The organism is Tateyamaria omphalii, assembly GCF_014651375.1.
GTDB classification, from domain to species: domain Bacteria; phylum Pseudomonadota; class Alphaproteobacteria; order Rhodobacterales; family Rhodobacteraceae; genus Tateyamaria; species Tateyamaria omphalii.
Genome location: NZ_BMWT01000002.1, coordinates 847,993 through 862,844, shown reverse-complemented (window position 1 = coordinate 862,844; position 14,852 = coordinate 847,993). Strand labels below are relative to the sequence as shown.

Sequence of the window (14,852 nt, the reverse complement as noted above, 5' to 3'; positions counted from 1 at the left end):
GCGGTTTTGGCAATTGTGAGGCGCGTCTAGCAACACGCCTCCAAGAGCCGTCGTGTGTTTTCAGCCGTCATTTCGACAGGGTTCCCGGTTGTGCTGGGATCGCTCAATGCTTTGGCTACAACACGATCAACGTCAATGTTCTCGATCCCCATTTCAGTGAGCGTTCGGGGAATGCCCAGCGATGCGTTGAAGTCTTCGACAAATGCGCAAAAACCGTCAAAGCCCCCTTCGATGTTCAGGTAACGGGAGGCTTGTCCGATGATCTGTGCGATTGCCGGCTTGTTGAACTGCAACACTGCAGGCATGCAGACTGCGTTCGTCGTACCGTGATGCGTATGATACATCGCGCCGATGGGATGAGACAGGGCGTGAATTGCGCCCAGCCCCTTCTGGAACGCTGTCGCACCCATCGCGGCGGCAGACATCATCTGGGCCCGCGCCTCAAGATCGGTGCCATCGGCATAGGCGCGCGGCAGGTAGTCTTTGACCAGTCGCATACCTTCCAGCGCCATGCCTTGCGACATGGGATGGTAGTGGGGCGAGCAGAACGCCTCGACGCAATGGGCAAAGGCATCCAAACCGGTGCCAGCCGTGATGAACTTGGGCATGCCGACCGTCAATTCCGGGTCGCAGATCACCACGGTCGGAAGGAATTTCGGATGGAAGATGATCTTCTTCTCTTCAGTCTCGGAATTGGTGATGACAGAGGCGCGGCCAACTTCTGATCCGGTGCCTGCCGTGGTGGGCACCGCCACGATCGGGGCAATTGCGTCCGCATCGGCACGGGTCCACCAGTCACCGATATCTTCGAAGTCCCAAAGGGACCGGGTCTGCCCCGCGAGAAAGGCAACAAGCTTGCCCAGATCGAGGCCGGAGCCACCACCAAAGGCGACCACGCCATCGTGCCCACCATCCTTGAAAGCCTGAACGCCTGCGGCCGCATTCTTTTCGTTCGGGTTCGGATCGACATCTGCAAAGAGGGCGCGCCCAAGGCCCGCAGCCTCAAGCAAATCAAGCGTTCTGGTCGTGATTTCCATATCCGCCAGGCCACGATCTGTGATGAGCAGCGGTTTTTTGATGTTCGCGGCAGAACAGGCGTCTGCAATCTCGGCAATGCGCCCTGCGCCGAAACGGATTGCGGTGGGGTATGACCAGTTTGCAGTCAGGGGCATGGCGTCAGGCCTTTTTCAGGTGGAAGGATTTGGGACGGGTGAGGTTGTGATAGCCGATGACCGACAAACCCCCTCCGCGTCCGGTGTCTTTACAGCCCGTCCAGCACAGCCCGGGGTCAAGATAGTCCGCGCGGTTCATGAAAACGGTTCCGGTTTCGATCTGGTCTGCGATGGCTTCGGCGCGCGCGGTGTCGCGGGTCCAGATGGATGCGGTCAGACCGAAATTGCTGTCATTCATCATTTTGATCGCCTCGGCATCGTTCTTGACCGGCATGATGCCGACCACGGGGCCAAAGCTTTCGTCGCGCATGACCCGCATGTCGTGGGTCACGTTGGTGAGGATTTGCGGGGTCAGGTAGGCGCCCCCGTCATCCTCGGCAAAGGGGTCGATATGGGCCGTTGCGCCATTGGCAATCGCTTCGGCTGTCTGGGCGCGGACTTCATCGGCAAAGCGCTTGTGCGCCATGGGACCCAGCGTGGTGTCAGGGTCAAGCGGGTTGCCCAGCGTGTATCCGCGCACAATCGCCACGGCCTTTTCCACGAAGGCGTCAAAATGCTGTTCAGCGACATAGATACGTTCAATCCCGCAACAGCATTGGCCCGAGTTGAACATGGCCCCGTCAATGAGGGTGTCTGCGGCGGCATCCAGATCGGCGTCATCGCAGACATAGCCGGGGTCTTTGCCGCCCAATTCCAGGCCGATGCCTGTGAATGTGCCCGCAGCCGCACGTTCGATCGCTTGCCCGCCGCTGACCGAGCCGGTGAAGTTCACGAAGCCGAAGGATCGCGCGGCGATCAGGTCAGATGTTGTCTGGTGGTCGAGAAAGACGTTTTGGAACACGTCCTCTGGAATGCCTGCATCATGGAAGGCCTGTGCCATGCGTTCCCCGACAAGGGGTGTTTGGCTGGCATGTTTCAACATCACCGTGTTGCCCGCGATCAGTGCGGGGGCCACGGTGTTGATGGCCGTCATGTACGGGTAGTTCCAAGGTGCCACGACCAGAACCACGCCATGCGGCACCCGTTTGATGACACGGCGGAAGCTGTCGCTGTCTTCGACTTCGATATCCGCGAGCGCGTCCTGCGCGATCTTTGCCATGTAGCTGGCGCGTTCGTCAAAGCCGCCAAACTCGCCACCGTAGCGGATCGGGCGGCCCATCTGGTGGGCCAGCTCGGGCACGATCTGCTCGTTCATCTTTCCCACATTCGCGACCCCTGCTTGCACAAGGGCAATACGATCTTCCAACGGGCGTGCTGCCCAGTCGGCCTGTGCCGCCTTGGCACGGGCGACGGCGGCATGTGCCGCGTCAGCAGAAAGGGTGGGGCGCTCGGCATAGACCGAACCATCAATGGGTGAAATGCAACGGATCATGCGTCAGGCCCTTTCAAAGCCACGGGCGATTTCCCAATCTGTCACCACGCGGTCGTATTCTTCCTGTTCCCACTCGGCACAGCGCGTGTAGTGGGCAACAACGTCTTCGCCAAAGGCTTCCTTGAGAAAGGCCGACTTGCGCAGCGTTTCAGTCGCAGCGCGCAATGTCTGCGGAATGTCCTGTGCGTCAGCCGCATCGTACACGTCGCCGGTGGTTGGCGGTGCGAGTGTCATCTGATCTTCGATGCCCTTGATGCCCGCCGCAAGCATGGCGGCCTGGGCCAGATATGGGTTCAGATCGCTGCCGCCGATGCGGCATTCCACGCGGACACCCTTGGTGCCGTCCCCGCACAGACGGAACCCGGCGGTGCGGTTGTCTACGGACCAGACAGTCTTGGTCGGGGCGAACGTGCCCTTGGCAAAACGTTTGTAGCTGTTGATGTAGGGGGCCAGAAAGAAGGTGTAGTCGGGCGCATAGGCGATCAGGCCCGCCATGTAGTGATCCATCAGCTTGGATTTTCCCAATGCGGCGTCGGGGTCATAGAATGCCGGGGTGCCATCCTTCCAGAGTGACTGGTGGACGTGGGACGAACTGCCCACCTTGGTGTGGTCCCATTTGGGCAGGAAGGTCGCGGCATGCCCCTGTTGCCACGCGATTTCCTTGATCGCATTCTTGGCAATCGTGTGATGATCGGCGCAGTCCAGTGCGTTTGCGTAGCGGATGTTCAGCTCTTCCTGACCGGCCTCGGCCTCACCCTTGGAATTCTCAACGGGCAGTCCGGCGGCAAAAAGATGATTGCGGATGGGGCGCATGACGCCCTCTTCCTTGGTGGTCTGGAGAATATGGTAATCTTCGTTGTAGCCGCTGATCGGGGTCAGATCGCGGAAGCCGCCCTTGCGGATGTCATCAAAACTTTGTTCGAACAGAAAAAACTCCAGTTCGGTCGCCATCATCGCGTCATAGCCAAGGGCTTTCAGCCGCTCGATCTGACGTTTCAAAACCTGGCGCGGGGCGTGCGGCACCGGCGCGTGGGTGTGGTGATCAAGGATGTCACACAGGACCATGGCGGTGCCGTCCAACCACGGGACCAGACGGATGGTGCCAAGGTCGGGCGCCATGATGTAGTCGCCGTACCCACCTTCCCAGCTTGATGCGGCGTAGCCGTCCGGGGTGGCCATTTCGAGGTCCGTGGCCAGCAGGTAGTTGCAGCAATGGGTTTCCTTGAACGACGTTTCCACGAAGTTCACCGCGTGGAACCGCTTGCCCATCAGGCGGCCCTGCATGTCCGGAAAACAGGTCAGAACGGTGTCGATAGATCCGTCTTTGACCTTCGACTTGAGGTCATCAAAACTCAACAATCCCGGCATGTGCGTCTCTTTCTTGGTGGTGAAGGGGGCGGTGCGATCCGCCCCCATGCAGTTTGCTTAGCCGTAGCGGTAAGGGCGACCGGCTTTGACCATGTCGGCGTTGTACTTCTTGAAGATGTCGACCACTTTGCGCTTTGTCTCGCTTTCGGCGGCGATCTCTTCCCAGAAGACTTGCGCCGCATCTTCTACTTGCGCCCATTCTTCGTCCGGGATCGTGGTCAGCTCCAGCTTGGTGCCGTTCACACGCAGGTCGGCTTCGCCCCCCCAGTACCAGTGCTGGCGGTAGTAGTGGGACTGTTCACAGCACACCTGGAACAGCTTCTGCAGGTCTTCCGGCAAGTCGTTCCAGCGGTCCATGTTGGCAAAGAAGTGGCCGATCCATGCGCCCGAGATGTTGTTGGTCAGGAAGTAGTTGGTCACGTCTGCCCAGCCGACGGTATAATCTTCGGTGATGCCCGACCATGCGATGCCGTCCAGCTCGCCCGTCTGCACCGCGACCTCGATATCTTCCCATGGCAGGTTCACGGGCACGACGCCGAACTGGCTCAGGAACCGCCCGGCTGTGGGGAAGGTGAAGATCCGTTTACCTTTCAGATCTTCCAGGCTGCGGATCGGGTCCTTGGTGGCAAAGTGGCAGGGGTCCCACGCACCGGCGCTGACATGTTTCACGCCAACAGCCGCGTATTCCTCGGCCCAGATTTCGTTCAGGCCGTAGCGGTTGAAGAGGACCGGGACGTCGAGCGAATAGCGCGATCCAAAGGGGAAGTAGCCGCCAAACACGGTGACTTCGGTGGGTGAGGCCATCGAGTCATCATCCGATTGCACGGCGTCAATTGTGCCGCGTTGCATGGCCTGGAACAGCTCGCCCGTCGGCACCAGTTGATCGGCATAGAACAGTTCGATCTGCATACGGTCGCCTGCAATCTCGTTGAACATCTTGATCGCCGGGTCGATCACCTCGGCCGCCAGTGCCGCCCCAGCATAGGTCTGCATCCGCCACTTGATTGTGCTTTGCGCCAGTGCAGGGGCGGCCAGTGTCGCCGCCGGTGCTGCGATGGCAGCCCCTTGGATAAACTTACGTCTTGTTGTCATAGTTTTACTCCTAGTTGGTTGGTGCCGGTTGGCCCGGCTTATGAATTCATTTTCCGTAAACGTAATTTGGAAGCCATGTGGCGAGCTCCGGGAAGCTCATGACCAGCGCAAGCGCGAGCGCCATCACAAGCACAAATGGGGTAATCGAAGCATAGATGTCGCGCAGGGCGATCTCGGGCGGGGCCATGGCCCGCATCAGGAACAGGTTATAGCCGAAAGGTGGTGTCATATAAGCAATCTGGGTCGTGATCGTGTAGAGGATGCCGTACCAGATCAGGTCGAACCCAAGCGCACCGACCAGCGGGACATAGAGCGGTGCAACAATCACAAGCATCGCAGTATCATCTAGGAATGTGCCCATCAGGATAAAGCTGAGCTGCATCAGGATCAGGATCATCCAAGGGTTCAGGTTCAGCCGTTCGGTAAACAGGCTTTCGATGGCCTTCACCGCACCCAGACCGTCGAACACCGCGCCGAAGGCCAGTGCGGCAAGGATGATCCACATGAACATGCAGGTGATGCCCAGCGTGTTGCGCACGGAGTTCTCAAAAACCTGTCGGGTCATCCGACCCTTCAGAATCGCCGCAGCAAACGCCGCCAGTGCACCAATGGCCGAACTTTCGACCAGCGATGTCCATCCGTTGACAAAAGGCACCATCATCACGGCGAAGATGATCAGTGGCAGCAGCCCGGCGCGCAGCAGCTTCAGTTTTTCGGCGCGGGGCATGTCGCGATCCGCGTCACTCAGAACCGGACCAAGGGCAGGGTTCAAACGGCATCGAATCGCAATGTATGCGATGAACATTGCGGCCATCATCAGCCCTGGCACGATGCCCGCCAGCCAGAGCTGTCCGACTGGTTGCCGCGCAATCATCGCGTATAGAACCAGCACCACCGAAGGCGGCACAAGAATGCCAAGGGATGACCCGGCCTGGATCACGCCCGTGACCATCCGCTTGTCGTACCCGCGTTTCAGAAGCTCGGGCAGGGCGATGGTTGCACCGATGGCCATACCCGCCACGCTCAACCCGTTCATGGCCGAGATCAGGACCATCAACCCGATGGTGCCAATGGCGAGGCCACCCCGCAGACCACCCATCCAGACATGGAACATGCGATAGAGGTCATCGGCGATTTTGGATTCGCTCAGCACATACCCCATGAAGATGAACATCGGCAGGGTGAGCAGCGGGTACCACTTCATTAATTTCATCGCCGCGGCAAAGCCGATGTCATATCCCCCGCGGTCACCCCACAGCAGGAGGGCCGCCACAACCGCGATGAACCCGATGGCACCAAAGACGCGCTGCCCCGTCAGCAGCATGAGCATCATGGACGAGAACATGAGCGTAGCGATCATCTCGTAGGGCATCAGATTTCGGCCCCTTTGAGACGCAGGATGTCTTTGAAGAATTCTGACAGGCACTGCAGGATCATCAGCAGGAAGCCGACAATCATCATGGCCTTGATGGGCCACATGTAGGGGCGCCAGGCGGATGAGGATTGTTCAAGCCGCCCAACATCTTCCGTGCCGATGACGACACCAAACAGGTAGGAAAACGGTGCATCCTTCCAGTGACCCAAAGAGTAGGCCGTTGAACTGACAGCACCATAGAGCAGAACGCAGAGGTAAAAGATCAACAACAGGACGGTGATCGCATCGAACCACGCTTTGCGCCGAACCGACCAGCTGCCATAGAGCAGGTCCATCCTGACATTCGATCCCAGTTGCAGGGAGTATGGGCCGCCAAGGATGTAGTAGCCCACCATGACGAACTGGGCCATTTCCAGCGTCCAGAGCGACGGCAGGAAAAAGGTTTTGCTGATCGAGGACCACAGCAAAATGCCCATCAGGACAAAGATGCCGTACATCATCACGCGGCCAACGCGATAGTTCACAGCATCCACGCCCCTGATATAGCCACGCATCAAACCTTGCATGATGTGTGCTCCAAACTGACACCAAGCGTGGCAAGGGCGTCGACCGCCCAGCGGCTGAATAGTGTTGCCATCTCAAGCTGCGCGGATTCGGTTGCGATCAGGTCGTTGCGAATTTCGATCATCACGTTGAGATGCCTCTGCGGCACCGCATGTGTCTTGAGCGTGTGGGTTACGCCATGTTCCGGCCCATAGGGCGCGTTGCGCTGTACCCGTAAGTCCGTATGGCGCGGCGCTGCATTCAGAAATGCGTCGGCCAGTCTGCCGTCATCGTCTTGGAGGATGCCAATTTCGACGTCGCGGACAGTGCCGTTGTAGACAGGCGTGAAGCTATGGATCGTGATGATGACAGGGCACTTGCGCGCGTTGATCTGTGTCGCCAATGACCTGCGAAATGGATCGTAGAAGGCCTGTGCGCGCTGGGCGCGGTCCTGCTTGGTCAGACCTTCGTTGCCGGGGATGGCAAACGCCTCGCTGCGTGCTGGCATGGCATCTGGCGCTTCGGGCGGGCGGTTGCAGTCGTAGACAAGTCTGGAGATTTTTGACTCGACCAGCACGGCCTGCAGGTGTTGCGACATGTGTGAAGCAACCTCGTGCGCGCCGGGGTCCCATGCGATGTGGCTGCGTTTCGCGGCTTCAGGCAGGCCCAGATTATCAAACTCATCCGGAATGAGGTGACTGGCATGTTCACACACCAAGACCACGGGTGAGGCTGCATCGCCCCGCGTGATCTGAACCACATTTTCGATCTGGTTGCTGTGTGCCATTTGGTCCCCTGCGAACAAATTGGTTGCCAAAAGGCGCGTCTGTCAACACAGTTGTGAAAAATTTATCACAAAGCGATGCGTTCTGATAAATTATTGAATAATTGGAGGGCACATGGGTGAGGCGACCCAAACAATCTCGGATCTGATCCAGAGCAAGCTTGATGACCTGACCCGGGCGGAGCGGCAGTTGGCGCTGTCAGTGCTGCAAAACTATCCGGCGTCCGGTCTGGGCACCCTTACAGCGCTCGCCCAGAATGCCGGGGTGTCCGTTCCAACCGTTGCGCGGATGGTGCAAAAGCTTGGATACAAAGGGTATCCCGAGTTTCAGGCGGCGCTACGCGAAGAGCTGAAGGCCCAGGTCAAAACGCCGATTGCGAAGCATGAGACATGGGCCGAGGCCGCACCGTCCGAGCATATTCTCAACCGGTTTACCGACGCGGTGATCGAGAATATCCGCCTGACCCTCAGCCAGATTGATCCTGATGCGTTCGATCAAGCCTGCCGTTTGATTGGTGACGAAAGCCGGCATCTCTACATCGTGGGGGGGCGCATCACGCATACGCTGGCCGAGTACCTGTTCATGCACATGCAGGTTATCCGCCCAAACCTTACGCATGTCCAAACCACGTCGAACACGTGGCCGCACTACTTGCTTAACGTGCAAGAGGGGGACGTCTTCGTCATCTTCGATGTGCGGCGCTACGAAAACAACACGCTCAAGCTAGCAGAAATCGCAGACAAGCGCGGTGCTAAGATCGTACTTTTCACAGATCAATGGCGGTCGCCCGTGCATCAATTGGCACATATCTGTCTGAGCAACAGGATCGTTGTGCCGTCGGCTTGGGATTCGGCGGCCACCATCATGTTGCTGGTGGAAACCATGATCTCAGCCATTCAATCCCTGAACTGGGAAACGACAAAGGAACGGGTTGAAAATCTGGAGGACATGTTCGACCAGACCAAGCTGTTTCGAAAGTTCACATGAACGCGGTTTGAGCAAACCTTCTTACCTTTCCCGATGTGGCTTGGGTCGTCCGGATATGCTGCTTTGATGTCTGGCGCTTAGAGCCTCACAAGACGCAACGCGATCCCTTGACTCGTGGCAGTTTCCGCCTGTTTGGCATGCAGATCGCACGGTTTTTTTGCTTGAGCGCAGGCAAAGGGCGGTGCATCCCCCACATTACTGAATTTGTTTGTTTTTGTTCAGCTTATGGTACTACTTGGGGTTGATTTTTGCGGTGCAGAAACAGAATATCACCCTATGTGGTCAGACAAAAGTGCGTAAGATGGCAGCAGCGGTGATTTTTGATGTAACCAGTAATCGATTCTGTCGTTTGCAAACCGCATTGATGTGCTTTCCAATCAAAGGTCTATACAGATTTCTTGGCCAGACCTTGGACAGAGCAGCTTCCGATTTGGGACGTATCGGCAGGTCTAGTTCATTCGTCAAAACAAAAATAACCCCGGGCGCGCGCTACGCGCTGGAGCTTCAGCGATTTGAGTTTGAACAGATTGATCGGCGTCTGTCGCTGTGCCCCTTGGTGGAATGCGCCAACCAGCTTGGCAATCGTTCCCTTCGCGTAAGGGCAATTGATGACGGCGTATTCATCAAGCAAGGGCACGATGTGCCAGTTTCGCGTTTCGGGATTCTGACCCGCACAACCTGTGCGTTGCGGCCGATCATTGATTTTTAGCGCCTTATGAAAGTGGTCGCCCAGGGCGTTCATGGGCATTCGCAGTCATAGCAACTGCAAACGGGGGTAAGATGCGTATACTTGGTTTGGGACTTCTGGCGATTTTGTTTTTGGCGCTTGCGCGGTTCGTGTTGATACAGCCCGATGTGCAAGGGTTTGTTGGATTGCGCGGTGGTGATGGCCGTATACATCACGATCTCGTTTCAAAACTTCCCTCTGGTACTCAGCTTGAGAACGCTCAAGGCACCCAGCACACGTTCATCGTCCGGGAAAGTGACACGTGGACTGCGCTGGCCGGTTCACCCGGGTTTGCATCCGCTTCTTTCAATATGCCCAAGGAGGTTTCTGTCGTCAGTGGTGAGCTGATCCTTGATGTCCGTGCAGAGTTACAAGCGGATTCCGTGGCGCGCATGCGGGTAAATGTGAATGGCGAGCGGCGTGGGGAAATCATTCTGTCTCAAGGTGTGAACTCCAACACTATTCGTATCAACCTGTTGCCGTCGGATCTGACCCAAAGCCAGCTGGTGGTTTCACTTGGTGCGTTCGGGACATTTCCCAATCAGTCCTGTCGCCGGGACTGGAATGGGGGAATGATCGTACGGATCGAACCGACCAGCCGGATCGAGATTGAGACCGAAGGCCCGCTTCTGGACTTGAATGACCGATTGCGGGCGACCGGAAACCCGTATCACATCGCATGGCCGAACGATCCCGCGGTCAAAGAGTACGAGCGCCTGATCAGTTTTGCAGTCGATCAGAATTTCCGTGATATTCGCACGATTTTTGTCCCGGCCGACGCAACCAGTGTGCCGGCTGGTGTCAGTTTTTCATCCGAAGATCTTTCGACGGCTGCAATGATGATGGAGAATGCCGTTCGTGACGTGGATGATGTGTCCTGGCCATTGCCAATCGCGTTGGAGGGGACAATCGCAGAGGCGCGCTATTTCGAATACGACACGTCATGGCGCCACAACTATGATCTGCGGACGACACCAAATGCCGAATACCCGACCGCGTTGTCGTTCGGTTTGCGTGCGATTGGTCTGCAACCTGATGCCGAGTGGCTTTTAACCGTCACTTTGAATGACGCCATCGTTTTCGCGGAAAAGTTCGAAGGTGCGTCACTCGACCTCAATCGAACGGTTGAACTGCCTTTGCTGCTTCACGACTTCAGCAATATTCTTGAGATCAGGCTGATCAGCTCGGAGCGGCAAAACCAGGAGTTCTGCACCAGTGGTTCGCCCATTACAGCCCAATTGAAGCAATCGACCGTTTTGCGCGGCGGCGTGGCGGCCGAGGACAAAACCATCGGCCAGTTCATCAATGCTTTGAATGGCCCCCTACACCTTGAAGTGTCCGAGCAATTGAACGCGGCTGAGGCCTCGACGGCGGTGCCTTTCTTGGCCGAGGCGTTCGGTGATCGCGTCCAATGGGTCAGCGATCAGAATGCGGGCCCAGACGATGATTATGTATTGCTCAACACCAGGTCTGAACTAAAAAACAGCTTTGAACGGATCAGACGAGAGTGGCCTGATCACACGTTCTGGCTGATTTCTCCGCGCCTTTTCGATCAGGGAGAGTTGCCTTATCGCCAAACTGAGCTGACCGACATCTCGTTGCTGGATTTCGAGTTGAATGAAGGGCCGCGCATTGCTGCCATTGTAGCCATCAAACCGGCCCCTCAACCGATCCCGAACGACTTGGGATCTGAAGCTGCGGACGATGCAGAGGCGGTTGAAGAAAACGTCCTGTCCGAACCGACGCCTGCGACGGTGGATGCGGACAAGCCAGCTGAAACACTGCTCGACGCGGAACCTTCGCCAGTGGACAGTACCGCGCCCACACTATTGGCGCCTGCTCCGGGTGAGGAGCAAGATACGACAAACCCCACAACGCAACCAGACTTGCTGGAATGAGGACCACAGAAGCAAAGAAACCGGCATACTTTCAGTACGCCTCTGTGGATTCAACGCCCAAGGGTCTGTCGCATCCGGTACCGCTCTGGTACGGGCCAGCGCTGATCGCGCTGTTTTGCGTGCTTAGTATCGCATCCCTGTACACAATCACCTCGATTCCGTTGCTGCGACATACATTTCCCAGTGGGGATCTGATCATCGGTCCCTATCAGGGCACACACAGTATCTCAGTCCGAATATTTCTGATCTGTTACTTCGTTTCCTATTCCGTGTTCTGCCACGCCAATCCACTCAAGAAACTGACCATGGGTTTGGACCTGTGCGTGTCTTTTGCGTTTTTATGCATCACGCTGGATGTCACCACCATCGTTCTGCATAGGGCGCTCGACCTCACCTTGCCATTGACTGCCGTTGCCATTCTGTCTGGCCTTCTTGGATTTGGGATATACGCCATCAAACTGCTGGAACGTGGGCGCATGCCCCCCTCGGTTCCGATGACAATTGACACAAGTCGGAACGGTCAGACCCTTATGCGCGGTTTTGTCATTGGGCTGTTCTGTGTCTGGCTTTCTATTTACCTGGCAAACAGGAACTATGAGACCATAGATCTGTTGCGTGGCTATTCCCTGTTGGGGGGGATTGGTCCGGGTATTTTTCTGTTTCTCCCGGCTTTCTTCGGTATGCTTTACCTTGGCGGGTTGGTGGATGAAGCCCACTTTCGTTTCCACAAGTTTGCACCGGACATCTCGGTGATCATTCCTGCGCATAACGAGATGCACATCATCGAGGAAACTCTGCGGGGAATAGAAACCGCAGCCAAGAACTATGATGGAAGCGTCACCATAGTGTTCGTCGACAACGCCTCCTCTGATGATACGATCGGCGTTGTAGAAAAAGTTGCCAAAGACCTTGTGTACGCCGATGTGCGCATCTTGCAGGAACCCCACCCCGGTAAGGCAAATGCTTTAAATCTGGGGCTTAGCGCCGTCGAAACGGAATTCTTTGTTCGCATCGATGCCGACACAATTGTCAAGAAAAACGCTTTTCGTCGCGGTATGACCTATTTCCGAAGCGATGAAATCGGAGCGGTTGGGGGCTTGCCTCTTTCGCCGGGAGGCGGCCCGTTTGATCGTGCGCGTCTGGTGGAAGCCGTTGTAAAACACGGAATGTATTCGGTGGGCCTGTCTGCCATCAACGGCATCGTCGGAGTTCCGGGGATGTTTGTTATTTTTCGAACGGAATTGCCAAGGAAGCTGGGTGGTTTCGCGGGGGGCATGAACGGTGAAGACACCGACATGTCACTGCGCATCGGAGAGCTTGGCTATCGTCTTATTGTCGATCCGGAGGTGCGCTTCATTTCAGAAGTGCCACGCACATATGCACATATGCGTGAACAGCGCATGCGCTGGTTCCGCTCGACCTATCACGTTGCATCGCGCTGCCGTGCCGTTGTTTTTGGCTCCGAAGTCAGCTTTCGGGGCAAAGTCATCCTGCCTTACATGCTGCTCAACTCTGGCCGACGGGCGATGATGGTGCCTCTCATTCTGTTTGGCCTTATCGAATACTTTACCGGCTTCAAGACTCTGGATGTGCTCGAGCTTCAGGCCGTGATTGCCGTTGTCTTCGGTGCACCGCTCCTAATTTCTATACTTGCTCTCATCGCAAACGGGTACATCCTTCAGATCCTATTCATCCCGGAATACATCCTGTTTCGCCTGCTACGGGCCTACTTTACACTTGAGTCCAACCTTTCGATCAACTTGGATATGAAGGCAGAAGACCTTTATGCCGACCAGAATGTCGCGGCGACCACCGTCAAAAAACGACGCAAGCCGCGCGTGACCACTGCGAGTGGCTAGGGCAGAGTAATCTCGTAACCCACCCTTACGGTCACCCCTGAGAAGTCTCTTACAGGCACGTTGGATTGGTTGTCCTCCCAGCCGATCGCGCCAAACAAAGCGCCACCGTTTCTGGTCGTTTTGCGCAACTCAACCTCTAAGGCCCAGCGGTCGTCCGAACGCTCAAAATCAAAGGCATTTGAAAAACTGTCCTTGTAGTCGCGCACAAATGCTTTCGCCCGACCGGTGAGTGTCAAATCGTCCGCCAGCCGGTATCTGGCCTGAAATCGAACACCAAATTCATTGTAGCTGAACTTTGCAGCATCGGCATCGCGGATGTCGAAATAGGGTGTGACCGCTATCAGCTCCAAACCGTCGATGTTGGGAGACCATGAATAGCGCAGGCTGCCCAGATACTCATGCTGGTCAAAACCATCAAAGGTGTTTTCTTCATTTTGGTCGCGATATCGGTAGCGCAAGCTGAAAGTACTGGACCGCCGTTGTTCGTCCCTGATGTTGACAGACGCACGCAGGGAATAGCGGCGAAACCGTTCGTTGGAAAAGTCGTTGGATGTCTCAAGCCCTGCCTGCAAACGATACTGGGTTCGTTCAAACATCGAAGAATTGAAACGGTACTCCCCAAACACGCCCAACCTGAGTTCATCTACATCGGAATCGTCAGGGAACAGTTTCGTGGTAAGGAACGGTGTTACGATAATGCGGTCACCGGCATCGTTTCGCCATTCGTACCGTCCGTTTATCTCTAGGATCGGGCCAATCAACAACTCGGTTGCTACCGTGTCATTGCCCCGATCGGTGACACGATCCGTGGTGCCTATGTAACCGCGGAGTGTGAATTCAGGGGGGCGCGCTTCGAAGGTATTGGCCAGCGCTGGTCCGCTTGTACTGGCCATTAAAAGAGCGATGATTGCTGGGTGTCGTGCGGTCGTTTTGGTCAATGTATTCAATCTGAGGTTACGAACTGTGTCGCAAAAGTTGTATCACAGCCCGTTGGGGACATTAAGCTGTCCAAGTCAAACTTCCTTAGGGCGTTTCGTCATATTTTGTGGTTGGTGCGGTCTTCGCCTCTTTATATGGTGCCCTGGCGACTTGCTAAGGCGAAAAGTCGCTTACGTCACCTGCTGAATTTTGCGCCATTGGAATAAACGGTGCATCCAGATGCCATGGATGACCTGACGCACATTTTGAATTGGCGCAGAATTAGTTCGCGCCTTACAACCTCTGGGCAACCAACTGAAGATCAACTGGCTGACATTCAGCGTAGTGGCGTGACATATGTCGTCAATTTGGGGCCGCATCACAACAAAGGTGCCCTCAAGGACGAGAGCGCCACTGTCTCGGCACTTGGCATGGTCTACATTTACATACCGGTCGACTTCCAAGCGCCCTCTGATCAGGATTTTGATGAGTTTCGATCTGCCCTAGAAGCATACCCGGACCAAAAAATGCATGTCCATTGCATCTACAATGCGCGGGTCAGCGCATTCTTTTACCGCTATGCAAAGCTTGGTTTCGAAATGTCTGAAGCAGATGCCTTTGCCAACATGGACAGCATATGGAGACCAGGAAACGATTGGTCCTCCTTTATCGATGATCCAGCGGCGATAGGTAAGCCGAACCGGTATGCCGGGGAAGACTATTGATGATCTGGCACGCGTATCCGTGATGAAACCG

At 56.1% G+C, this 14,852-nt stretch carries 13 protein-coding genes; 5 read left to right on the top strand and 8 right to left on the bottom strand.

What is annotated here, in order from left to right:
* Window positions 1-26 precede the first annotated feature (26 nt).
* Genes IE087_RS09855 through IE087_RS09825 form a run of 7 tightly spaced genes read right to left on the bottom strand, consistent with a single transcriptional unit; the run spans window position 27 to window position 7,709 of the window.
* Window positions 27-1,172 carry an iron-containing alcohol dehydrogenase gene (locus tag IE087_RS09855; protein ID WP_189369133.1) on the bottom strand — a complete coding sequence of 382 codons (1,146 nt, stop codon included), beginning with the start codon at window positions 1,170-1,172 and terminating at the stop codon, window positions 27-29.
* A 4-nt stretch (window positions 1,173-1,176) separates the two neighbouring features.
* A complete protein-coding gene (locus IE087_RS09850) occupies window positions 1,177-2,544 on the bottom strand; it encodes an aldehyde dehydrogenase family protein (RefSeq protein WP_189369132.1) in 1,368 nt (455 codons plus the stop codon).
* Window positions 2,545-2,547: 3 nt separating this feature from the next.
* On the bottom strand, window positions 2,548-3,912 hold the full coding sequence (locus tag IE087_RS09845) for a glutamine synthetase family protein (protein WP_189369131.1): 1,365 nt from the start codon (window positions 3,910-3,912) through the stop codon (window positions 2,548-2,550).
* A 57-nt stretch (window positions 3,913-3,969) separates the two neighbouring features.
* Window positions 3,970-5,004: a TRAP transporter substrate-binding protein gene (locus IE087_RS09840; RefSeq protein WP_189369130.1), complete on the bottom strand. Its 1,035-nt coding sequence runs from the start codon at window positions 5,002-5,004 to the stop codon at window positions 3,970-3,972.
* Window positions 5,005-5,050: 46 nt separating this feature from the next.
* Window positions 5,051-6,376: a TRAP transporter large permease gene (locus tag IE087_RS09835; protein WP_189369129.1), complete on the bottom strand. Its 1,326-nt coding sequence runs from the start codon at window positions 6,374-6,376 to the stop codon at window positions 5,051-5,053.
* Window positions 6,376-6,945: a TRAP transporter small permease subunit gene (locus tag IE087_RS09830; protein ID WP_189369128.1), complete on the bottom strand. Its 570-nt coding sequence runs from the start codon at window positions 6,943-6,945 to the stop codon at window positions 6,376-6,378. Before IE087_RS09830 ends, IE087_RS09835 begins: the two co-directional genes overlap by 1 nt.
* On the bottom strand, window positions 6,933-7,709 hold the full coding sequence (locus IE087_RS09825) for an N-formylglutamate amidohydrolase (protein WP_189369127.1): 777 nt from the start codon (window positions 7,707-7,709) through the stop codon (window positions 6,933-6,935). Before IE087_RS09825 ends, IE087_RS09830 begins: the two co-directional genes overlap by 13 nt.
* Before the next feature lie 112 nt (window positions 7,710-7,821).
* Between IE087_RS09825 and IE087_RS09820 the strand changes: the two genes are divergently transcribed.
* The 4 genes from IE087_RS09820 (at window position 7,822) to IE087_RS09805 (ending at window position 13,178) form a co-directional block, all read left to right on the top strand.
* On the top strand, window positions 7,822-8,694 hold the full coding sequence (locus IE087_RS09820; protein ID WP_189369126.1) for a MurR/RpiR family transcriptional regulator: 873 nt from the start codon (window positions 7,822-7,824) through the stop codon (window positions 8,692-8,694).
* A gap of 301 nt (window positions 8,695-8,995) precedes the next feature.
* Window positions 8,996-9,403 (top strand): hypothetical protein, encoded by a 408-nt coding sequence (locus tag IE087_RS23520; RefSeq protein ID WP_229801327.1) that lies wholly within the window; start codon window positions 8,996-8,998, stop codon window positions 9,401-9,403.
* 71 nt (window positions 9,404-9,474) lie between these two features.
* Window positions 9,475-11,319 (top strand): hypothetical protein, encoded by a 1,845-nt coding sequence (locus IE087_RS09810; protein WP_189369124.1) that lies wholly within the window; start codon window positions 9,475-9,477, stop codon window positions 11,317-11,319.
* The gene (locus tag IE087_RS09805) at window positions 11,316-13,178 is read left to right on the top strand and encodes a glycosyltransferase family 2 protein (protein ID WP_189369123.1); all 1,863 of its coding nucleotides are present in this window, start codon (window positions 11,316-11,318) and stop codon (window positions 13,176-13,178) included. Before IE087_RS09810 ends, IE087_RS09805 begins: the two co-directional genes overlap by 4 nt.
* Here the strand turns inward: IE087_RS09805 and IE087_RS09800 are convergent.
* Complete coding sequence (locus IE087_RS09800; RefSeq protein WP_189369122.1) at window positions 13,175-14,071, bottom strand: hypothetical protein; 897 nt, start codon at window positions 14,069-14,071, stop codon at window positions 13,175-13,177. The genes IE087_RS09805 and IE087_RS09800 overlap by 4 nt on opposite strands.
* Before the next feature lie 270 nt (window positions 14,072-14,341).
* Between IE087_RS09800 and IE087_RS09795 the strand changes: the two genes are divergently transcribed.
* A complete protein-coding gene (locus IE087_RS09795; RefSeq protein ID WP_189369121.1) occupies window positions 14,342-14,821 on the top strand; it encodes a protein tyrosine phosphatase family protein in 480 nt (159 codons plus the stop codon).
* Window positions 14,822-14,852 lie beyond the last annotated feature (31 nt).

Bases quoted from the DNA above. Each gene is read 5' to 3' on its own strand.
- IE087_RS09795 (WP_189369121.1), top strand. From the start codon at position 14,342: ATGGATGACCTGACGCACATTTTGAATTGGCGCAGAATTAGTTCGCGC.
- IE087_RS09800 (WP_189369122.1), bottom strand. From the start codon at position 14,071: ATGGCCAGTACAAGCGGACCAGCGCTGGCCAATACCTTCGAAGCGCGC.
- IE087_RS09855 (WP_189369133.1), bottom strand. From the start codon at position 1,172: ATGCCCCTGACTGCAAACTGGTCATACCCCACCGCAATCCGTTTCGGC.
- IE087_RS09835 (WP_189369129.1), bottom strand. From the start codon at position 6,376: ATGCCCTACGAGATGATCGCTACGCTCATGTTCTCGTCCATGATGCTC.
- IE087_RS09845 (WP_189369131.1), bottom strand. From the start codon at position 3,912: ATGCCGGGATTGTTGAGTTTTGATGACCTCAAGTCGAAGGTCAAAGAC.
- IE087_RS09825 (WP_189369127.1), bottom strand. From the start codon at position 7,709: ATGGCACACAGCAACCAGATCGAAAATGTGGTTCAGATCACGCGGGGC.
- IE087_RS09830 (WP_189369128.1), bottom strand. From the start codon at position 6,945: ATGCAAGGTTTGATGCGTGGCTATATCAGGGGCGTGGATGCTGTGAAC.
- IE087_RS09840 (WP_189369130.1), bottom strand. From the start codon at position 5,004: ATGACAACAAGACGTAAGTTTATCCAAGGGGCTGCCATCGCAGCACCG.
- IE087_RS09820 (WP_189369126.1), top strand. From the start codon at position 7,822: ATGGGTGAGGCGACCCAAACAATCTCGGATCTGATCCAGAGCAAGCTT.
- IE087_RS09810 (WP_189369124.1), top strand. From the start codon at position 9,475: ATGCGTATACTTGGTTTGGGACTTCTGGCGATTTTGTTTTTGGCGCTT.
- IE087_RS09850 (WP_189369132.1), bottom strand. From the start codon at position 2,544: ATGATCCGTTGCATTTCACCCATTGATGGTTCGGTCTATGCCGAGCGC.
- IE087_RS23520 (WP_229801327.1), top strand. From the start codon at position 8,996: ATGGCAGCAGCGGTGATTTTTGATGTAACCAGTAATCGATTCTGTCGT.
- IE087_RS09805 (WP_189369123.1), top strand. From the start codon at position 11,316: ATGAGGACCACAGAAGCAAAGAAACCGGCATACTTTCAGTACGCCTCT.